This is a genomic window from Kitasatospora sp. NPDC059795, assembly GCF_042732175.1.
Taxonomy (GTDB): Bacteria; Actinomycetota; Actinomycetes; order Streptomycetales; family Streptomycetaceae; genus Kitasatospora.
Genome location: NZ_JBHWID010000001.1, coordinates 626,150 through 640,580, shown reverse-complemented (window position 1 = coordinate 640,580; position 14,431 = coordinate 626,150). Strand labels below are relative to the sequence as shown.

At 71.2% G+C, this 14,431-nt stretch carries 21 protein-coding genes; 2 read left to right on the top strand and 19 right to left on the bottom strand.

All coding sequences use genetic code 11. The features are described from left to right. Window positions 1–62: 62 nt before the first annotated feature. From ACFV4P_RS03100 to ACFV4P_RS03080, 5 genes are all read right to left on the bottom strand, one after another. The gene (locus ACFV4P_RS03100) at window positions 63–1,163 is read right to left on the bottom strand and encodes a PP2C family protein-serine/threonine phosphatase (protein ID WP_380466672.1); all 1,101 of its coding nucleotides are present in this window, start codon (window positions 1,161–1,163) and stop codon (window positions 63–65) included. 69 nt (window positions 1,164–1,232) lie between these two features. Beyond that, window positions 1,233–1,778 (bottom strand): hypothetical protein, encoded by a 546-nt coding sequence (locus ACFV4P_RS03095; RefSeq protein WP_380466670.1) that lies wholly within the window; start codon window positions 1,776–1,778, stop codon window positions 1,233–1,235. Beyond that, entirely contained in the window at window positions 1,742–2,164 is a 423-nt protein-coding gene (locus ACFV4P_RS03090) for a hypothetical protein (protein ID WP_380466668.1), read from the bottom strand. The genes ACFV4P_RS03095 and ACFV4P_RS03090 overlap by 37 nt, the downstream gene beginning before the upstream one ends. Before the next feature lie 108 nt (window positions 2,165–2,272). Then, complete coding sequence (locus ACFV4P_RS03085) at window positions 2,273–2,572, bottom strand: hypothetical protein (RefSeq protein WP_380466666.1); 300 nt, start codon at window positions 2,570–2,572, stop codon at window positions 2,273–2,275. Between the two features lie 467 nt (window positions 2,573–3,039). Then, complete coding sequence (locus ACFV4P_RS03080) at window positions 3,040–3,627, bottom strand: TetR/AcrR family transcriptional regulator (RefSeq protein WP_380466664.1); 588 nt, start codon at window positions 3,625–3,627, stop codon at window positions 3,040–3,042. A gap of 97 nt (window positions 3,628–3,724) precedes the next feature. On the opposite strand from ACFV4P_RS03080, the gene ACFV4P_RS03075 reads away from it, so the two are divergent. Then, complete coding sequence (locus ACFV4P_RS03075; RefSeq protein WP_380466662.1) at window positions 3,725–4,144, top strand: hypothetical protein; 420 nt, start codon at window positions 3,725–3,727, stop codon at window positions 4,142–4,144. Between the two features lie 3 nt (window positions 4,145–4,147). Beyond that, a complete protein-coding gene (locus tag ACFV4P_RS03070; protein WP_380466660.1) occupies window positions 4,148–5,014 on the top strand; it encodes a hypothetical protein in 867 nt (288 codons plus the stop codon). A gap of 4 nt (window positions 5,015–5,018) precedes the next feature. On the opposite strand, the gene ACFV4P_RS03065 is transcribed toward ACFV4P_RS03070, so the two are convergent. The 14 genes from ACFV4P_RS03065 to ACFV4P_RS03000 form a co-directional block, all read right to left on the bottom strand. Next, the gene (locus ACFV4P_RS03065; protein WP_380466658.1) at window positions 5,019–5,354 is read right to left on the bottom strand and encodes a hypothetical protein; all 336 of its coding nucleotides are present in this window, start codon (window positions 5,352–5,354) and stop codon (window positions 5,019–5,021) included. Between the two features lie 474 nt (window positions 5,355–5,828). Then, window positions 5,829–6,179, bottom strand: a complete 351-nt coding sequence (locus tag ACFV4P_RS03060) for a hypothetical protein (protein WP_380466656.1) — start codon at window positions 6,177–6,179, stop codon at window positions 5,829–5,831. A 72-nt stretch (window positions 6,180–6,251) separates the two neighbouring features. Beyond that, window positions 6,252–6,530, bottom strand: a complete 279-nt coding sequence (locus ACFV4P_RS03055) for a hypothetical protein (RefSeq protein WP_380466654.1) — start codon at window positions 6,528–6,530, stop codon at window positions 6,252–6,254. 140 nt (window positions 6,531–6,670) lie between these two features. Continuing rightward, on the bottom strand, window positions 6,671–7,276 hold the full coding sequence (locus ACFV4P_RS03050) for a hypothetical protein (RefSeq protein WP_380466652.1): 606 nt from the start codon (window positions 7,274–7,276) through the stop codon (window positions 6,671–6,673). A gap of 106 nt (window positions 7,277–7,382) precedes the next feature. After that, entirely contained in the window at window positions 7,383–7,757 is a 375-nt protein-coding gene (locus ACFV4P_RS03045) for a hypothetical protein (protein WP_380466650.1), read from the bottom strand. 84 nt (window positions 7,758–7,841) lie between these two features. Then, window positions 7,842–8,279 (bottom strand): hypothetical protein, encoded by a 438-nt coding sequence (locus tag ACFV4P_RS03040; RefSeq protein WP_380466649.1) that lies wholly within the window; start codon window positions 8,277–8,279, stop codon window positions 7,842–7,844. 320 nt (window positions 8,280–8,599) lie between these two features. Then, window positions 8,600–10,090, bottom strand: a complete 1,491-nt coding sequence (locus tag ACFV4P_RS03035; RefSeq protein WP_380466647.1) for a DNA cytosine methyltransferase — start codon at window positions 10,088–10,090, stop codon at window positions 8,600–8,602. A gap of 15 nt (window positions 10,091–10,105) precedes the next feature. Then, on the bottom strand, window positions 10,106–10,255 hold the full coding sequence (locus ACFV4P_RS03030; protein ID WP_380466645.1) for a hypothetical protein: 150 nt from the start codon (window positions 10,253–10,255) through the stop codon (window positions 10,106–10,108). 56 nt (window positions 10,256–10,311) lie between these two features. Then, window positions 10,312–10,797, bottom strand: coding sequence for a hypothetical protein (locus ACFV4P_RS03025; protein ID WP_380466643.1), 486 nt, complete (start codon window positions 10,795–10,797; stop codon window positions 10,312–10,314). Window positions 10,798–10,851: 54 nt separating this feature from the next. Next, window positions 10,852–11,292, bottom strand: coding sequence for a hypothetical protein (locus ACFV4P_RS03020; protein WP_380466641.1), 441 nt, complete (start codon window positions 11,290–11,292; stop codon window positions 10,852–10,854). A gap of 145 nt (window positions 11,293–11,437) precedes the next feature. Further along, window positions 11,438–11,653 carry a hypothetical protein gene (locus tag ACFV4P_RS03015; protein ID WP_380466639.1) on the bottom strand — a complete coding sequence of 72 codons (216 nt, stop codon included), beginning with the start codon at window positions 11,651–11,653 and terminating at the stop codon, window positions 11,438–11,440. After that, window positions 11,646–12,494, bottom strand: coding sequence for a hypothetical protein (locus ACFV4P_RS03010; RefSeq protein WP_380466637.1), 849 nt, complete (start codon window positions 12,492–12,494; stop codon window positions 11,646–11,648). The genes ACFV4P_RS03015 and ACFV4P_RS03010 overlap by 8 nt, the downstream gene beginning before the upstream one ends. Window positions 12,495–13,000: 506 nt before the next feature. Then, window positions 13,001–13,408, bottom strand: a complete 408-nt coding sequence (locus ACFV4P_RS03005; RefSeq protein ID WP_380466635.1) for a hypothetical protein — start codon at window positions 13,406–13,408, stop codon at window positions 13,001–13,003. 97 nt (window positions 13,409–13,505) lie between these two features. Continuing rightward, a complete protein-coding gene (locus tag ACFV4P_RS03000; protein WP_380466633.1) occupies window positions 13,506–14,396 on the bottom strand; it encodes a helix-turn-helix domain-containing protein in 891 nt (296 codons plus the stop codon). Window positions 14,397–14,431: the final 35 nt, after the last annotated feature.

Genomic DNA, 14,431 nt, shown 5'->3' with positions numbered 1-14,431 from the left:
TGGGGTGGGGGTCCACTCCGCCGGAAAGATCTCAAGGGCCGGACGCCGCACGTTTGCGCAGGTCAAAGACCGAGAAAGTCCACGATGAGGGCGGTCGCGTTGTCGGCCTCGCACACCCCCCACGCGTCCCAGCTGCGCCTGTTGGCAAGCGCGACGCTGTCGGCGACCAGCGCGCCGGCGGCCTCCTTCGACGACATCAGGGCGAGGGCCGCCGAGACGCCGCCGCCGTGGGCGGCCTCCAACGGCCCGTAGACGCCGTCCGTACACAGCAGGAGCTCGCGGACCCGCTCGCGGTGGACCCGCAGCTCCTGGATCGTCCCGCTCTCGATGCTCGACAGCAGCAGGTGCTCGTCGCCCTCCCGCACCTCCGCCCCTCGCGCCCGGTTGTACCCGGCCACGTTGTGGTCCTCGGTCAGCCGGTCCACGAAGCCGGAATCGCCCATCACGTAGATCCGGGAGTCGCCCGCCCAGGCGATCCGGACCTCCTCGGCGCCGGGCCTCCACACCGCGGCGGCCACCGTCGAGGTCGGCAGGGTCTCGGAGCAGAAATGGTCCTGCCAGGTGGGCAGTTCAGCGCGGGCCGTGTGAACGGCCGCCCCCGGGTCGCCGGTCTCGGCGGCGACGATGGCGATGCGCTGCGCGAAGGCGTGGGCCATCGCCCTGGTCTCGACGTGGTCGCCGACGCCGTCGCACACCACGTACGCCCACATGCCGGTGGCCGGGTCGGTGTGGACGGCGAGGGCGTCGCACTGCTCCTTGCGGGTGCCCTTCGCCTGGGCGGCGGTGATCGCGGGCCGGGTCGGCGGGGCCCAGTCGACCTGGCCAACGCGCCCGCAGAGGCGGTCGAGCTGGCCGGGCAGCAGCGCCGGGTACGAGCCGTCCGGGCGGCGGCGGGCCGTGACGATGACGGGGCCCCGCAGGAACGGGGCCGGCGAGCCGCCGCCGCTCAGGCCCGTCCACAGCTGCTGGGCGGGCACGTTGGCCTGCTGGTCGAAGACCGTCCGGGACTCGTGGACCAGGAACCGGCCGAGTCCGAGGGTGGCGTAGCCCTTGCCGAGGCAGGTGTGCAGCATGCGGTGCTGGCCGGTGATGTCCCCCTCGTTGATGGACAGCGCGTCGGCCTGCCCGTCCGGGTCGATGATCAGTGCGAAGTCGCGTTCCATGCGGGTGTTCTCCTTGCGGTTGGTTCGGGCGGCGGTGCGCGCCCGGCGTGGTCGGGTCGGTGGTCGGGTTCAGGTCGGCCGGGGTTTGCGTGCCCGGCGGCGGGGGTGGCGCGGTGGTGGGGGCCTGTTTCCGGGTCGAGTGGTGCGCCACCGGTGGTCGTAGGTCTGCCGCCACGGACGGGTGAGGGTCATCACCGCGCGGGACTCCGAGAACAGCGACATGGAGACGAGCCCTTCGACGACCGTCACGGTCAGGTCCTCGCGGACCCGTCCGAGGGGAACGGTGTGGGCGTCGAGCCAGTCCCCCGAGTCTGCGCGCCATCCCTCCCAGTCGGCCGCCGGGCACTCCAGGTGCCAGTGGGAGGTGATCTCGACGTTGCCCAGCAGGTCCTGTTCCTCGCTCCAGCCGGGCAGGGCCCGCAGGTAGGCGGGGCAGCCGTCCTCTCCGAGGTGAGGAAGCGATTCGAGGGCGTCGGACAGGTACCAGCAGGCGTCGCGCGCGGCGTCGGACGGGTCGGTGCCGGCGGCTTCGGCCCAGTCGTCCGCGTGCAGGTCCACCCGGAGGTCGATGCGGATGATCACCGGTTCGGCGTTCGGGACAGCAGGGTGCGCCACGCTGCCACGAAGTCCTGGATGGCCTGCTGCTGGCCTGGTTCGAGGCCGGTCGGCGCATCGCCGTCGCCGGCGGGGCCCATGATCAGGGCGGGCCCGTGGATGGGTGAGGGCAGCGGGGCGTGGCGCAGCATCTCGACGACGACGGTCGCGCAGTCGTTGCGGGGCGCGCCGGCGGGCGGGCGTTCGAGCAGGCCCACGGTGGCGAAGTGGGTGTCCGGCGTGCACGTCGGGGTGCAGCGTTCGAGGACGCTCGGTCCGCCGAGGTGGCGGGCGATGGCGAGCGGGGCGGCGTCGCTCGTGGGGAGGGTGACGGGCGTGGTGGTGCCGTCGTCGGCGATGAGCACGGCGCGGTGGCCGTTCGGGGCGCCGGTCTGGTTCGGGTTCATGCTGTTGCGCTCCGGGATGTGGAGCCGGGGGCGGATGGCTGTGGGCCGTCTGCCCCTGGCGGGTTCGGCAGCGAGAGGTCGCTGCCTGTGGGGCGGGCGGGGCGAGGGCTAGATTCCGCCGAGGTTGAAGGCGGCCTTGATGAAGGCGAACACGGCGTCGGTGAGGCCGTCCGTCCCGCCGTCGCGGTAGGGGTGGGAGGTCCAGGCCTCGGTGCCCTTCTCGGGGTGGATGAGCGAGATGGTGGCGATACCGAAGCCGGCCTCGACCTTGACGATTCGCTCGCCGTACGGGTCGAGCTGGAGGTCGATGATGTCCTCGGTGACGTTCGCGATCGAGTCGGCCGGGAAGCAGTCCCGGACGGCCGCGATCATCTCGGCGGCAGCGGCGGAGTGGGTGACGACGGGCATGATGGCTCTCCTTCTTGTTGAGGGTGACCCCCTCAACCTCATGAGTAAATTCTATACTCACCAACGCTCCCGTGCAACTCCTGACCAGGGGTTTTTCTCGCATGGCCGACCCCGCGGGCGGCGGAGGCGACTCTCGACCTAGTGGCAGATCCGGACGACGCCGGCCCGCAGCGCCGCGCCACACGCGGCGATCGCACGCAGAAACGCGCCCCGTCGTCGGCGGCGCCGGCGGCCAGAGCGAGCACCGCATGGAGGAACGGCTGCGGAAGTGAGCCCCGCCAGTGCGGGCAGTCGCCCGGCCGCCTCCACCGGCCTCCACCTCCACGGCCCGACGGTCCGGATCAAAGACCCCAGCAGGAACACCCCTTGATCACTGCCGAAAACGAACCCTGAAAGGGCATCGCCGCCTTTGCCCTGCGCTACCGCCCCTTGCCCGCCGACAGCGCGCCCGCCTCGGAGGCCCCGGGTCAGCCCTCCGGGTGAACGACGTCCAGCAGACTGCGGACGAACTGGTCAAGGTCGTTCAGGCCCGCGGCAGCCAGGGCGTCGGGGCCGTCCGCCAAGATATGGAGAATCGCGCCATGCAGGGCAAGGGTGACGATGGCGGCCTGTTGCCGCGTGCCGACGAGTCCAGCGGCCCGCTGGGCCAGCTCGAAGCCGCTGAAATCCGCGGCGGCGATCTGATCAAGAATCACTGCCAGCCAGGATTTGCGGGATGCCTCGGCCTGGAGCTCCATGTAGGCGAGCATGCGGGGCCGACCTGGGCCGGCGACGTCCTGCAACAGGCCGCGGAGCATGGCCACCAACTCCTCCCGGCCGGCGAGTTCAGCCTGGGCGTCCATCGCCTTGTCCGCGGCCTCCCGGTAATGCTCCACGCACCGCTCGGCCACTCCACGCAGCAGGGCGTCGCGAGCCGGGAAGTAGTTCTTCGTGGTGCCCAGCGGCACCCCCGACGCCAAGTCGACGGCACGGTGGGTCAGGCCGCGCCCGCCCTCCTCGGCCAGCACCTTGATGGCCGCATCCCGCAAGAGGTCCCTGCGCTCCTGATTTCCCATCAACTCTCCTTGCTGGATTACGCCTTGCTCACTCTACCCCAGTCGTGGTACCACAGCTGGGGCAGGTATCTGATCCGGTTGATTGCGGGGGACAACTGTGGATGCGGAACTGAGCGCACTCGCTGGCGCAGCTGCTACGGCGATAGTCCAACGGCTGACGACCAGCGCCTGGGAGCAGATCCGCAGCGCGGTCGGCACGCTCTGGCGGCGCCGTCACCCTGAGCGGGAAGCGACTGTTCTCGCGGAACTCGGCGAAGCCCGGGAAGAGGTGGCCGAAGCCCGCCACCACAACGACGAGCGGAGCGAGCGGGCAGTACTCGACGAATGGGAGAACCGGCTGCGGCGGCTGCTCGCGGCCGACCCTGAGGCAGCCGCCCAACTGCGGGAACTGGTAGAGGAATTGACGGGGACCGCTTTGACCGGCGGGCCGTCTCCGTCGGTTGTGATGAACGCGCACGCCTCCGGGCATGGCCGTATCGTCCAAGCCGCCAGGGACATCCACATCACCGAGAGGTGAGCGGTGAACTCCCAAACGCCCGGCCAGGAGCCGGAGCAGTGGCAGGACGACACGATCAGCGTGCGGATCGACGGCAGCGCGAGCGAAAACGGACGCCTCACCCAAGTCGGCCGCGACCAGCACTTCCACATCACGCTCCCTCTGATCGGCGTGGCCGTGATCGTCGCGGTTGTCATCGCGGTCTTCTACCAACCGCTGAGTCAGTGGGTGAGTAGCGTCGTTTCGCCTTCGTCGTCGTCTTCGAAGAGCACTGCCGCGCCTTGGACTCCCTCTCCGCCCCCGGCGCCCCCGGCACCCCCCGCGCCCCCGGCACCGCCCGCACCGCCGACACCGAGCCCGGTACCGACGAAGTCGACTCCCACGCCGTCGCCCGCTCCTGACCCGGTTGATCTGGCCTTCCGCGCCATCCGCACCGGCGACTGCCTCGACCTGCACTACACAGGATGGGCGTGGAGCAAAACGATGCCGACCGCGGTCGACTGCCGTGGCAACAGCGCCCTCAACAGGGTCACCGCAGTGGTCAACACCGATGCGGGCTGCCCGAACAACGCCGGCCAGTCGTGGTTCAGCCACAGCAACGACGACCATTCGGTGACGGTGCTCTGCATGGACCGGCAGTTCAGGGTCGGCCAGTGCTTCTTCGGCTCGACCTCCGACTACGACAAGTACACGGGCTCCTTGTACACCGTGAGCGGGTGCGAGACCGGGACGAAAATCCCGTCGGACTTCAATCTCGTCATGAGGATCACAGCGGTCGTCCCGACAGGGGCTCGCTGCCCGGTGGTGCCCGACCGGAACCCTGCGGTCTTCACGGTGCTCGATCAGACCGCCTCGGTGTGCTCCGTTGTCTGGCTCGTGGTCAAAAAGTAGACCTCTAGTGGCCGATCTGGACGGCGACAGCCCGCAGCGCCGCACTGCACGCGGCGATCGTGTGCAGTGCGCGCGCCTCGTCGTCGGCGGCGCCGGCGGCGAGCGCGAGCATCGCGTGGAGGAACGGCTGCGGCAGGGAGCCCAGCCAGTGCGGGTAGTCGCCCGGCTGTCCGGCCGCCTCCCACGCGGCGTAGGTGGCGCACTCGGTGACGCCCGCCGCGTACAGTGCGGTCGGTCCGTCGTCGAGGCCGAGCAGGTGGCGGACTTCGCCGCCGAGCGCCTCGGGGTCGCCGTCGGCGAGCAGTTCGGCAAGGGTGGCGGTATGGGTCGGGGTGGGCATGGGGGCCTTTCCGGGGATCGTTGGCGGGTTCGCGGACGGGGTCGGCACGGGGTGCGGACGCGGCACCCCGGGGCGGTTCTGGCTCGGCGGGGCGGTCTTCGTCCCGAGGAACGTGGCGAGGGCGCCGGTCATGGCGTCGGCCGGTCCTCCGCGGTCTCCGACTCGGCTTCGCGAGTCCATTCCCGCTTCTCACGTGCCCGCTCGGTTCCGACATCGAGCGACTTGGGACTGTGCCCGGGGCAGCAGTAGTCCCGGCACTTGCCCTGGGCGGTCATCATCTTTGCCATCGCTGCTCCGTGAGATCTGAAGGTTGGGCGCACGCCGGATTCGACATCGGCGGGCCGAGGGCGCGGACGCGTTCGGCACGATCCGGCAGGTCGGCCCGCGTCGCAGCGGTTCGCGCTCCTGCCAAGCGGCGGGGGCAGCGTTCTTGGCGGGGCGACGACACCGCGGCGAGCCGCCGCCCCGGTTCGGTCAGCCGAAGAGCCTGGCGTCCGCGTCCATGCGGGCGAGGGCGTGGCGGAGGGCGCGCAGGCCGTCGCCGCCCGTCCAGGGCTTGTCGACCGTGCGGGCGGCCACGTCCACCAGGACGTGGATCAGCGCGGGCTGGGCGTCGGCGAGCCACTGCTCGTACGTCAGGCAGTGGGCGAGGTTGCCCCAGGTGTCGATGAGGGTGCGGCGTACTGCGCTGCACGCCTCGGCGGCTTCTTCGTGAGAGAGGTCGTAAGACTGTTCGACGGCGTCGGCCAGCGTGCCGTCTTCGAGGGCGCGGGCGAGTTCGGCGGTCGCCAGGCGGGCGGCGTGGTCGGCGAACAGGAGCTGCATGGTCGTCCTTCGCGGTCTTCAGGGGCCCGGGGGTCCGGGCGGGGGTTCGCCGGGTTTCGGCGGCGGGCATGGTCAGTGGGTTCGGGTCGCGGCCATCGCGGCGTCGACGATCTTCATGGTCTGGGGCCAGGTCGCCGGAACCCCCACGTGCTCGGTTCCGCCCCGGCTCTCACGCCAGGTGATCTCGACCTTGGTCGCCTGCGCGTCGTCGCCCTGGCGGGGCAGGACGACCGTCCAGGTGTCGCCGGCGTGGCTGACGTCGGCCATCAGGCCGAGGTTCGTCGACTTCCAGCGGGTGGCGGTCGCGGCGGCGGTGAACACGGCGTCGGTGGTGGTGGCGGCGATGGTCATCGTGCGGGCCTTTCCGGTGCGGTGCGTGGAGGCGGTGGGTTCACCCCCTCCCCTTATGGGTAAATTCTATACTCACAAGGGGAGGGGGGTCCAGTCCGGCGGACCACGTCTTCGCCGGTGGACGAAGGTAAAAGCGCAGGTCACAGCACCGGCTGTGCCGGCTCGGGCCACGCCACCCCGGCCAGGGCGCGCCGGTGCGTCTCGGGCACCTCGACGACCGGCATACCGAGCCAGTCGCGGCCCATCAGCGCCAGCACCGCCGCGTCGGCCTTGTCATAGCGGCCGGCTCCTTCGCACTCCAGCCCGTACCGCTGGGCGACGGCGTCACGCACCATGCCCTTGGCGACGCGGGCCCGGACGTTCTTCGGGTAGTCCTTGGCCGGGTTCGCCGCGCCGCAGGCGTAGATGGTCCGCTGGACGGGCGGCACCGTCGCGTACGGGGTGCCGCGCCGCCACAGCATCTGGGTGACGTGCCACCACAACCCGGCAAGTTCGTGGTGGCCGGCCTGCGCGCCGTGCCCGTAGGCCGCGCCCTCGACCACGACGAGGTCCGCGGCGCGGGTGCGCTCGGCGATCTCCCGCAGGTGCCAGTCCAGGCGGGCATGCCCGCGCACGCCCGCCTTCGGGCGCAGCGCGTCGGCCCAGTCGACGCCGGCGATGCCGGTCGAGGTCAGGGAGAGGTCGAGGCCGATCACCAGCGGTATGGGGTGCCGGTGGGGATCCGTCGGCGTGGTCGTGCAGTCCATGTCGTCCTTGTCGTGTCGCGGTGCGCGGCGGCCCGGCCCCATCCGGGCCGTCGCGCTTTCGGTGTGTCGGTGTGTGGCTGGTGCCGCCTCTGCGGCGGCGGGCGGGTCAGCGGTCGGCGAGCGCGGCCAGGTGGGCGCCGAGGCCGGCCAGGCTGTGGATGCGGTTGCGGTGTCCGCCCTCGGCGCACGGCCGGTGCAGCATCAGGGCGGGGCCGTGGTGTTCGGGTCCCAGCGACCAGCGCAGGTACCAGCCGGGGGTGTCCGGCAGGTCGGCGCGGGCGGCGTTCACTTCGCCGCCCACGCACTGGTCCGCTTCCCACGTGAGGAGGTCGACGGGGACCCGGCCGAAGGTCTGGAAGACGAAGTCCTCGGCGCGGAAGACGGACTCCTCGGCCAGGGCCTTGGCGAGGGGGTCGCGTGCGTCCTGCCGCTTCCGCCACGCTTCCACGGCCATGTCCTTCAGGGTCGTTTCGTAGGTCAACTGCTGTTCCTTGTCCGGTGGTTGTTCGGGTTCTCGGCGTCGGCGGGCTGCGCGGCGGGGCGCGGCCTCGGGGACGGTGCGCGGTCACGCGGCAACGGCCAGCTCGGCCATCTGGGCTTCGGCGGCGGCGCGTTCGGCCTCGGCTGCGGTGAAGGCCGCGCAGGCCGGGCACTGCCGCTCCCCGCTGGCCTGGTGTTCGGCGACTCCTGCGGTCTCGCCGCACACCGTGCGGGGCTTGCCGGACAGTGGCAGATCCTCGTCGTCCACGTCGTCCGCGACGGCGATGACGCGGCCGTCGAGCCACAGGCGGCCTCCGCATATCCCGTCGAACTTCTTCGGGTGGGGCTGGACTTGGCGGATGCACTGCGCCCGGAACGGGCAGGGTGTGCACGTCGGCAGGGCGGGCTTGCACAGGTCGGTGAGGGTCTTCTTGTCCGTCCAGTCGCCTTCGGCGGGGCTGAATCGCGGGTCGTGGTAGCAGCCGGGCAGGAACCGGTCGGTGTCGGGCAGGGCGGTGAACATGGCGGTGGTCTTCTCGGTCTTGGCGGGCCCCGGCGGTGGCCGGGGCCCGGGGTGGGGCGGGATTTGTCAGGCGAAGGCGCGCGGGCTCGGTGGGCTGTGCGGTGCCGGACGGCCGGTCGGCGGCGCGGCCGTGGCGCGGCGGCGGCTTCGTGGCGTGCCGGGGGCAGAGTTCGTCCGGCGGGCTCTGGCGGGCGCGGAGGCGTTGCCGAGGTGCTTCGGGGTGCTGTAGTCCCGGCGGGGCCGGGTCGGCGGGACGGCGTAACCGGGCGGGAAGCCGAGCACAAGGGCCGGGTACTGCCCCGCCGGGTTCTCGCGGGAGGTCACAGGACCTCCAGGAGCCGCTGACCGATCCACTTGGCGACGTTCACCGACACGGCGTTGCCGGCCTGCATGGTCTGCTCTGCGCCGGTACCGAGGACGATGTAGTCGCCGGGGAACCGCTGCCCGGCCAGCTGCTCCTTCGGCTTGAGCATGCGGAACCAGCAGTCCTCGACCGTGTCGGCGCTGACGAGGACGCCGGCCGAGTCCCGGGTGGAGAGGGTATGGAGCGGGTACCCGGCGTGCTTGGCAGTGCCCTTGCGGTACGGGATGACCAGGGTGTTGCGGTCGCGCGGATCGACTCGGCCCCCGGGTATGACCAGGCCGTGGTGGTTGCCCTGGGCCGAGATGGTCGACACGGGGCCGTGGACTGGGGAGGTCGAGGCGTTGTTGCGGAACTCGACGATGTACGGGCCGGGGGTGACCAGGGCTTCGGACTCTCGGGTGGTGCGGGTCCGCAGGGGCTGGTCTGCCGGGTATGGGTCAGTGTTCCAGCTGCCGCCGACCGGCACGATCAGCGCCTCGCCCTGCTTGGTGGAGCGGGTCGGCATCGGGCGCTCGGCGACGGCGTAGGCGCGGTCTCCGCCGTCCTTGCCGTGGGTGAGGGTGATCGAGTACGGCTCGAAGGGGTACTTCGCGCGGCCGGCTTCGATGCGCTGCATGGTCGTGTCGGCGAGCTTCTTGCTGCGGGAGCCGATGCGCTGGCCGAGGTCGGTCCAGTCGATCGCGGCGGACGCCGGGCGCACCCACGGTTCGACGAGAGCGTGGTTGCATCGTGTGTTGGGGCAGCGGTAGTCGTACTGCTTGGCGTACTTGCCGATCGTCACCTTCGGGTCGCGCCAGGTCTGCACGGCGTTGACCGGCTCGCCGCACTCGAAGCACCAGGCCAGCGGCGAGGGCGTGAGGTTGGGCTTGCGCATGCCCTTGCGGGTGAAGGCGATGTAGATGCGGTCTCGCCACTGCGGGGCCCGCAGGTTGTTCTCGTCGCCGATGTGCGCCGAACTCACCGACGTCACCTGGTAGTTGTAGCCGAGGGCCTTCATCGCCGCGATCCACTGCGGGAACAGGAGCCAGTCGGTGGCGAACTCCAGTACGTTCTCCACGACGATCGCCTTGAACTTCAGGACCTCGGCGGCGCGGACGACGCACCAGGCGGTGACACGGGTCCGCTCAAAGGCGTCGGTCGGCAGGGACTTGAACCCGTCGTCGCCGTCGAGGAGGTCGAGCTGCGCGCTCTCACGGCGGCGGCCGCCGGCGGGGCTGATCTCGGTGCAGATCACCGATGCCCACAGCACGTCGGCCTTCGGCAGGTAGCGCATCGGCATGGCGGAGACGTCGATGCGCAGGTGTTCGGCGAGAGGGTGGTTCGCGGCGTGGGTGGCGAGCGCCAAGTCCCAGTGGTTGACGCCCAGTCGAAGGTCCATGCCGGCTTCGACCAAGCCCGTCGAGGAGCCGCCGGCGCCACACAAGAAATCGATCACAGATACGGACATGCCTGATGGGCTCCTTCAGCTCTCGGGGTCGGCGGCCGGGCCGGGGCCGGTCGGCAGGGGTGGGGCGGCGGGCGGGCTCGGCGGGTAGGGGCGGAGTGCGAGCCAGTTGCGGTCGGCGGCCGGGCGAATGGTCGGCGGGCGCTCGGCCGGGGTGTTGCGGGTCATCGGGAATCCAAGAGGTCAGGTCGGGCGCAATATGCGTCCACATGCATTTCCGGTGGTCAGAAGACGCGGATACCGAAGCGGGAGCCGGCGGCCTGGCGCAGGAAAGCGATCCACCGCGTCCACCCGCCGTGAAGTGCCGTGTCGGCCTCGCGGCGCTGCTCGGCGGGCCGGGAGTCGTACGCGGCCAGCGCGGCGGTGATCTCCTGGGGGGCGATCAGCCGCCCCTCGTTGTAGGCAGCCTTGTAGTGGGGGATGCCGGTCGTGGCCGGGTCGAAGTAGTCGAAGCGGTCCTGCGCGGCCTGCTGTGCGGCGGCGAAGGCGTCCGCCTTCTCCGGCTTGACCTTTCCGGCGCGGGGCGGCCCGTCGAAGTCGGCCGGACTCAGGCCGAACTCGTCGAGGGTCACAGGGTGGGGCGGTTCGGCGTCGGTGAGCATGCCGAACTCGCGCATCAGGGTGAGGAGTACTGCCATGCCGCCTGCGCTCTGGTCGTAACTGTCGCCCGGCGTGTCGGTGTCGGTCTCGATGTAGAACTGGGTGCCCATGACGGCTCCTTCGTGGTCGGTGGCCCGGGCCGCACAGCGCGGCCCGGGCGGAGGTCAGTTGCTGCGCAGGCCGGCGTGGTCGCCGGCGAGGTGGAGGAAGTCGACGAAGGCGGTCCACTCATCGATCCGGGCGGCGACCGCTTCGCGCCGCTCGGGCTCGGCCTGCTGGTAGGCGGCCAGGGCCGCGGTGATCTCCCGTGAGATGATCAGCCAGCTCTCGGCCGTGGCGAGCTTGTGCCGCGGGATGCCGGTCGGCTCGGCCGCGCCGACAGCACGCAGGTCGCCCATCACGGTGTGCACGTCGCCGGGGTCGATCTGGCTGAGCGGTCTGCCGGGGAGCGCCCGGTGGAACGCGACTCGGGCCAGGTCGAGGATGTTGAGGTCCTGGATCATGCCGAGGTTGTCCATGGCGCGGACAACGGACTCGAACGTGAAGTGGTCCAGGAACATGTGGGCGGCGGGGCTGCCGCCCTCAAGGATGAGTGCTCGGCCCATCGGGGCCTCCTTCGGTGGTTCGTGATCGGGCGTGGTCAGTGGCGCCGGCGGGCCTTGGCGACGGTGCGGACAGCTCCGACGAGTGCGGCGGTACCGGTGACGAGCGCGGTGGCGGCCAGGGCGAGCGAGATGATCTGGATGGCGTTCACGGCTGGTCGTCCTCGGGCTTGGCGTAGGCGCGGGTGGCGTTCAGGTCGAGGTGGCCCAGGCTCCGCGCGGTGCTGCGCCTCGGCCCGGCGGGTGACCAGTCGGGGCCGCACCACGGCGGGGTGGCCAACAGGTTCGACAGGCCGTCGAGGGCCGAGTGCGGCTGGTCGTCGGCGTCGGGGCCGGGCTGCTCGGCGGGGGTCTGCTCAGACACGGGCAGTGCCCTTCGGGCGGGCCGGGCAGTTGGGCGCGGTCGCGAGCCGCTTGAGGCCGACGTACACGCCGTTGGCGTCGCCGATGCTCCGGGCCTGTTCGATCTCGGCCTGGAGTCGGGCGTCCTCCTCGGGGGTCTGGGGGTGGGCGAGCAGGCAGAAGCACCGGAGGGCTGCACGGCCGCCGGGGACGAGTTCGGCCAGCGTGGTCGTCAGGATCTGGACCCGGTCGCCGGCGGCGAGGACGGTTCGACGGAACGGGGCGACGCCGTAGTCGTGGACCGTGGTGAGGCCGTCGCCGATGAGTGCGACGAGGAGGTCCTTGTGCCTGTCGGAGGCCTCCACGGCGTGCTTGAAGGTCTGCGAGGTGGCGAAGCCCGCCGGGCCGGTCTCGTGGATGGTGTCGATGGTGACGACCGCCCGGTGGTCGCTCGGGCCGCCGGGCATCTTCCGGACGTCGAGGAAGGCGTCGACGGCGAGGAGCAGCGGGGCGATGAGCGCGCCGTTTCGGCCGTAGAGGTTGTCCGGGTGGGGGGTGGAGTCGTAGACGAGGTGGCGGACGGTCGGGTTGTCGTCGCTTTCGCGGACGACGAGCCAGGAGGTGACGTTGTCGATGCCGCCGGCGGGCAGGCCGCCGTCGTCGGTGGTGGTGGTGGTGCCGATCCGCAGGAAGCTGCCGTCGGGCAGCTGGGAGTAGATCACGGTGGCGGGGCCGCAGGTGTCGATGTCGGTGATCAGCTGGCGGCGGCGCAGCGGGGTGATGAGGGGCTCGTATGCGTCGTACATCGCCTTCCAGGCGAGGTCGTTGACGCGGTTGTGCTCGGGCAGCGGGGCGAGTCGCACGGGGGGCTCCAAGAGGTTGGTGGTGCTGTCGTTCGGCAGGTGAGGTGCAGGAGGCGGCGCAGGAGGCGGTGGCGGGACTTGCGCGGGGTGGTGCGGGTCGACGGCGGGGGGAGGAATCGGTCGAGGGCGGCCAGGAGCGGGGCGGGGTTGGCGCCGTTGGCGTGGTGGGGGCCGAGCATCGTGGAGTCGTAGATGCGGTTCACGTGCCCGGTGGGGAGGGTTCGTCGGAGGGTGAATCCGGTGGTGCCTCCGGGCTTCTGGGCTGCTGCTCCTCCTATGCCGTCGTCGCCGATTTCGAGGGTGCTGCCGTCCGGGAGGTGGAGGTGGAGGACGGCGGTGCGGCGGTTGGTGCTGACGTGGAAGGGGATGCCGCGTGCGCGGGCGGTGTCGGTGATGGGGGTGTAGGCGGGGTTGAGGGGGGTGGCGTAGGTCATCCCGGTTCCGGTCCTTGATGTTTAGAGTCCACATGCATTTCCGGGCCGGGGTGTCCGGCCCGGAGATGCGGGTCAGGCGGCGGGCTCGGTTTCGGGGGCGGGCTGGGCGGCGAGCTGGTCGGCCCACTCGGTGATGCGGTCGGCCATGGCGCGGAGCTGGGCGGCGAGGACGCGGGCGGAGCCGACTGCCCAGGGGCGGGGTTCGGTGGCCAGTTCGTGGCGGGCGTGGCTGCCGAGGGTGTCGAGGAACCGGTCGACGCGGTAGCCGAGTTCGGCGGCGACGGGCTCCCTGTCGTCGGCGTCCTCGATGCGGGAGGCGGTGCCGGCGAGGTCGGCGATGCGGTCGAGGTCCTTGTCGACCTGCTCGTCTTCGGCGCGCTCGGTGGCGATGATGCGGATCAGCGGGTCGAGGAGGGAGCTGTAGTCGAGGGTCAGGGTGGTGCGGTTGTTGACGGTGCGGCTGGTAAGCGTGGGCAGCATCTCGGCTCTCCTCCTGTTCGGTGGGGACTCCCCCTCACCTCTTAAGTAAATTCTATACTCACCCCCATGGGGGTGCAAGTTTTGGACGGTTCGTCACCTATTCGTGATATTTGCTCCGTTCGCGGCCTTCACGCGCCAGTCGCTTCGCCGCCTCGCGGGCCGCCTCGACCTTCTGCGGGTTCGCCTTGGCAGTCTCGGCGACTACGCGCCCTTCCCGCAGGAGCTCTTCCGTCCGCGCCTGCTCGGCCCTGCGCGCAGCTTCCTGGCGCTCCTTGTCCCGGCCCTCGCGCTGGGCGCGGGCGCTGGTCCCGCATCCCCGGCAGTTCCGGGCTACCTTCCGATGCCGGCTGCACGGTTCCCCCGCCGACGGCTCCTGCCCGCCCCCTGCGGCATCAGCCGTGGGGGGTTGGGGGGAAGGTACAGAACGAGGAACTGACTCAGGAACTGACGGGGTTCCCGATCGGGAACCTGGAGGGTTCCCAGTCGGGAACCTGCTGGGTTCCCGATCGGGAACCCTCTCCGGGCCTTCCGCTGGGTTCCCGATCGGGAACCTGTCCTTGGCCGGGGCCTTCGCCGGCTTCTCCGCCTTGTTGCGGGCGGTCGGGCTCGGCTTGGCCCGCACCACGCCCTCCCGGGCGAGCCGCTTGTTGCGCGGTGCCGCTTCGGCAGCCGCGAACCGCTCCTCCAGTTCCTCCGAGGTGGGGATGCGCGGCACCCCTGCGGGGAACACCCGGTAGACGGCGGCCCGGCCCGGCTTGCCGATCTCCACGCGCTCCACGAGCCCCTTCTTCACCAGCTCCGTCACCAGCGTGATCGCGCGTTTCTTGCCCACCCCGGCCCAGGCGGCGAGCCGGCGGATGCCGGGCCGGGCGAGGCGCGTCTCGTCGTCGGCGGAGTCTCCGAGCTTCATCAGCGCCAGCTTCTCCGCCGGGTTGCCGACGACCTCCGGCGGCAGGTAGGCGGCGGCCAGCATCAGGTGGATCGACATGCGTGGGCTCTTTCTCGGCGGCGGGCGGGTGCGGC

What these genes read in the sequence shown, in the direction of transcription:
- ACFV4P_RS03040 (WP_380466649.1), bottom strand. Translation starts at nt 8,279, where the DNA reads ATGTTCACCGCCCTGCCCGACACCGACCGGTTCCTGCCCGGCTGCTAC.
- ACFV4P_RS03090 (WP_380466668.1), bottom strand. Translation starts at nt 2,164, where the DNA reads ATGAACCCGAACCAGACCGGCGCCCCGAACGGCCACCGCGCCGTGCTC.
- ACFV4P_RS03100 (WP_380466672.1), bottom strand. Translation starts at nt 1,163, where the DNA reads ATGGAACGCGACTTCGCACTGATCATCGACCCGGACGGGCAGGCCGAC.
- ACFV4P_RS03080 (WP_380466664.1), bottom strand. Translation starts at nt 3,627, where the DNA reads ATGGGAAATCAGGAGCGCAGGGACCTCTTGCGGGATGCGGCCATCAAG.
- ACFV4P_RS03060 (WP_380466656.1), bottom strand. Translation starts at nt 6,179, where the DNA reads ATGCAGCTCCTGTTCGCCGACCACGCCGCCCGCCTGGCGACCGCCGAA.
- ACFV4P_RS03065 (WP_380466658.1), bottom strand. Translation starts at nt 5,354, where the DNA reads ATGCCCACCCCGACCCATACCGCCACCCTTGCCGAACTGCTCGCCGAC.
- ACFV4P_RS03000 (WP_380466633.1), bottom strand. Translation starts at nt 14,396, where the DNA reads ATGTCGATCCACCTGATGCTGGCCGCCGCCTACCTGCCGCCGGAGGTC.
- ACFV4P_RS03020 (WP_380466641.1), bottom strand. Translation starts at nt 11,292, where the DNA reads ATGGGCCGAGCACTCATCCTTGAGGGCGGCAGCCCCGCCGCCCACATG.
- ACFV4P_RS03025 (WP_380466643.1), bottom strand. Translation starts at nt 10,797, where the DNA reads ATGGGCACCCAGTTCTACATCGAGACCGACACCGACACGCCGGGCGAC.
- ACFV4P_RS03055 (WP_380466654.1), bottom strand. Translation starts at nt 6,530, where the DNA reads ATGACCATCGCCGCCACCACCACCGACGCCGTGTTCACCGCCGCCGCG.
- ACFV4P_RS03030 (WP_380466645.1), bottom strand. Translation starts at nt 10,255, where the DNA reads ATGACCCGCAACACCCCGGCCGAGCGCCCGCCGACCATTCGCCCGGCC.
- ACFV4P_RS03085 (WP_380466666.1), bottom strand. Translation starts at nt 2,572, where the DNA reads ATGCCCGTCGTCACCCACTCCGCCGCTGCCGCCGAGATGATCGCGGCC.
- ACFV4P_RS03035 (WP_380466647.1), bottom strand. Translation starts at nt 10,090, where the DNA reads ATGTCCGTATCTGTGATCGATTTCTTGTGTGGCGCCGGCGGCTCCTCG.
- ACFV4P_RS03050 (WP_380466652.1), bottom strand. Translation starts at nt 7,276, where the DNA reads ATGGACTGCACGACCACGCCGACGGATCCCCACCGGCACCCCATACCG.
- ACFV4P_RS03005 (WP_380466635.1), bottom strand. Translation starts at nt 13,408, where the DNA reads ATGCTGCCCACGCTTACCAGCCGCACCGTCAACAACCGCACCACCCTG.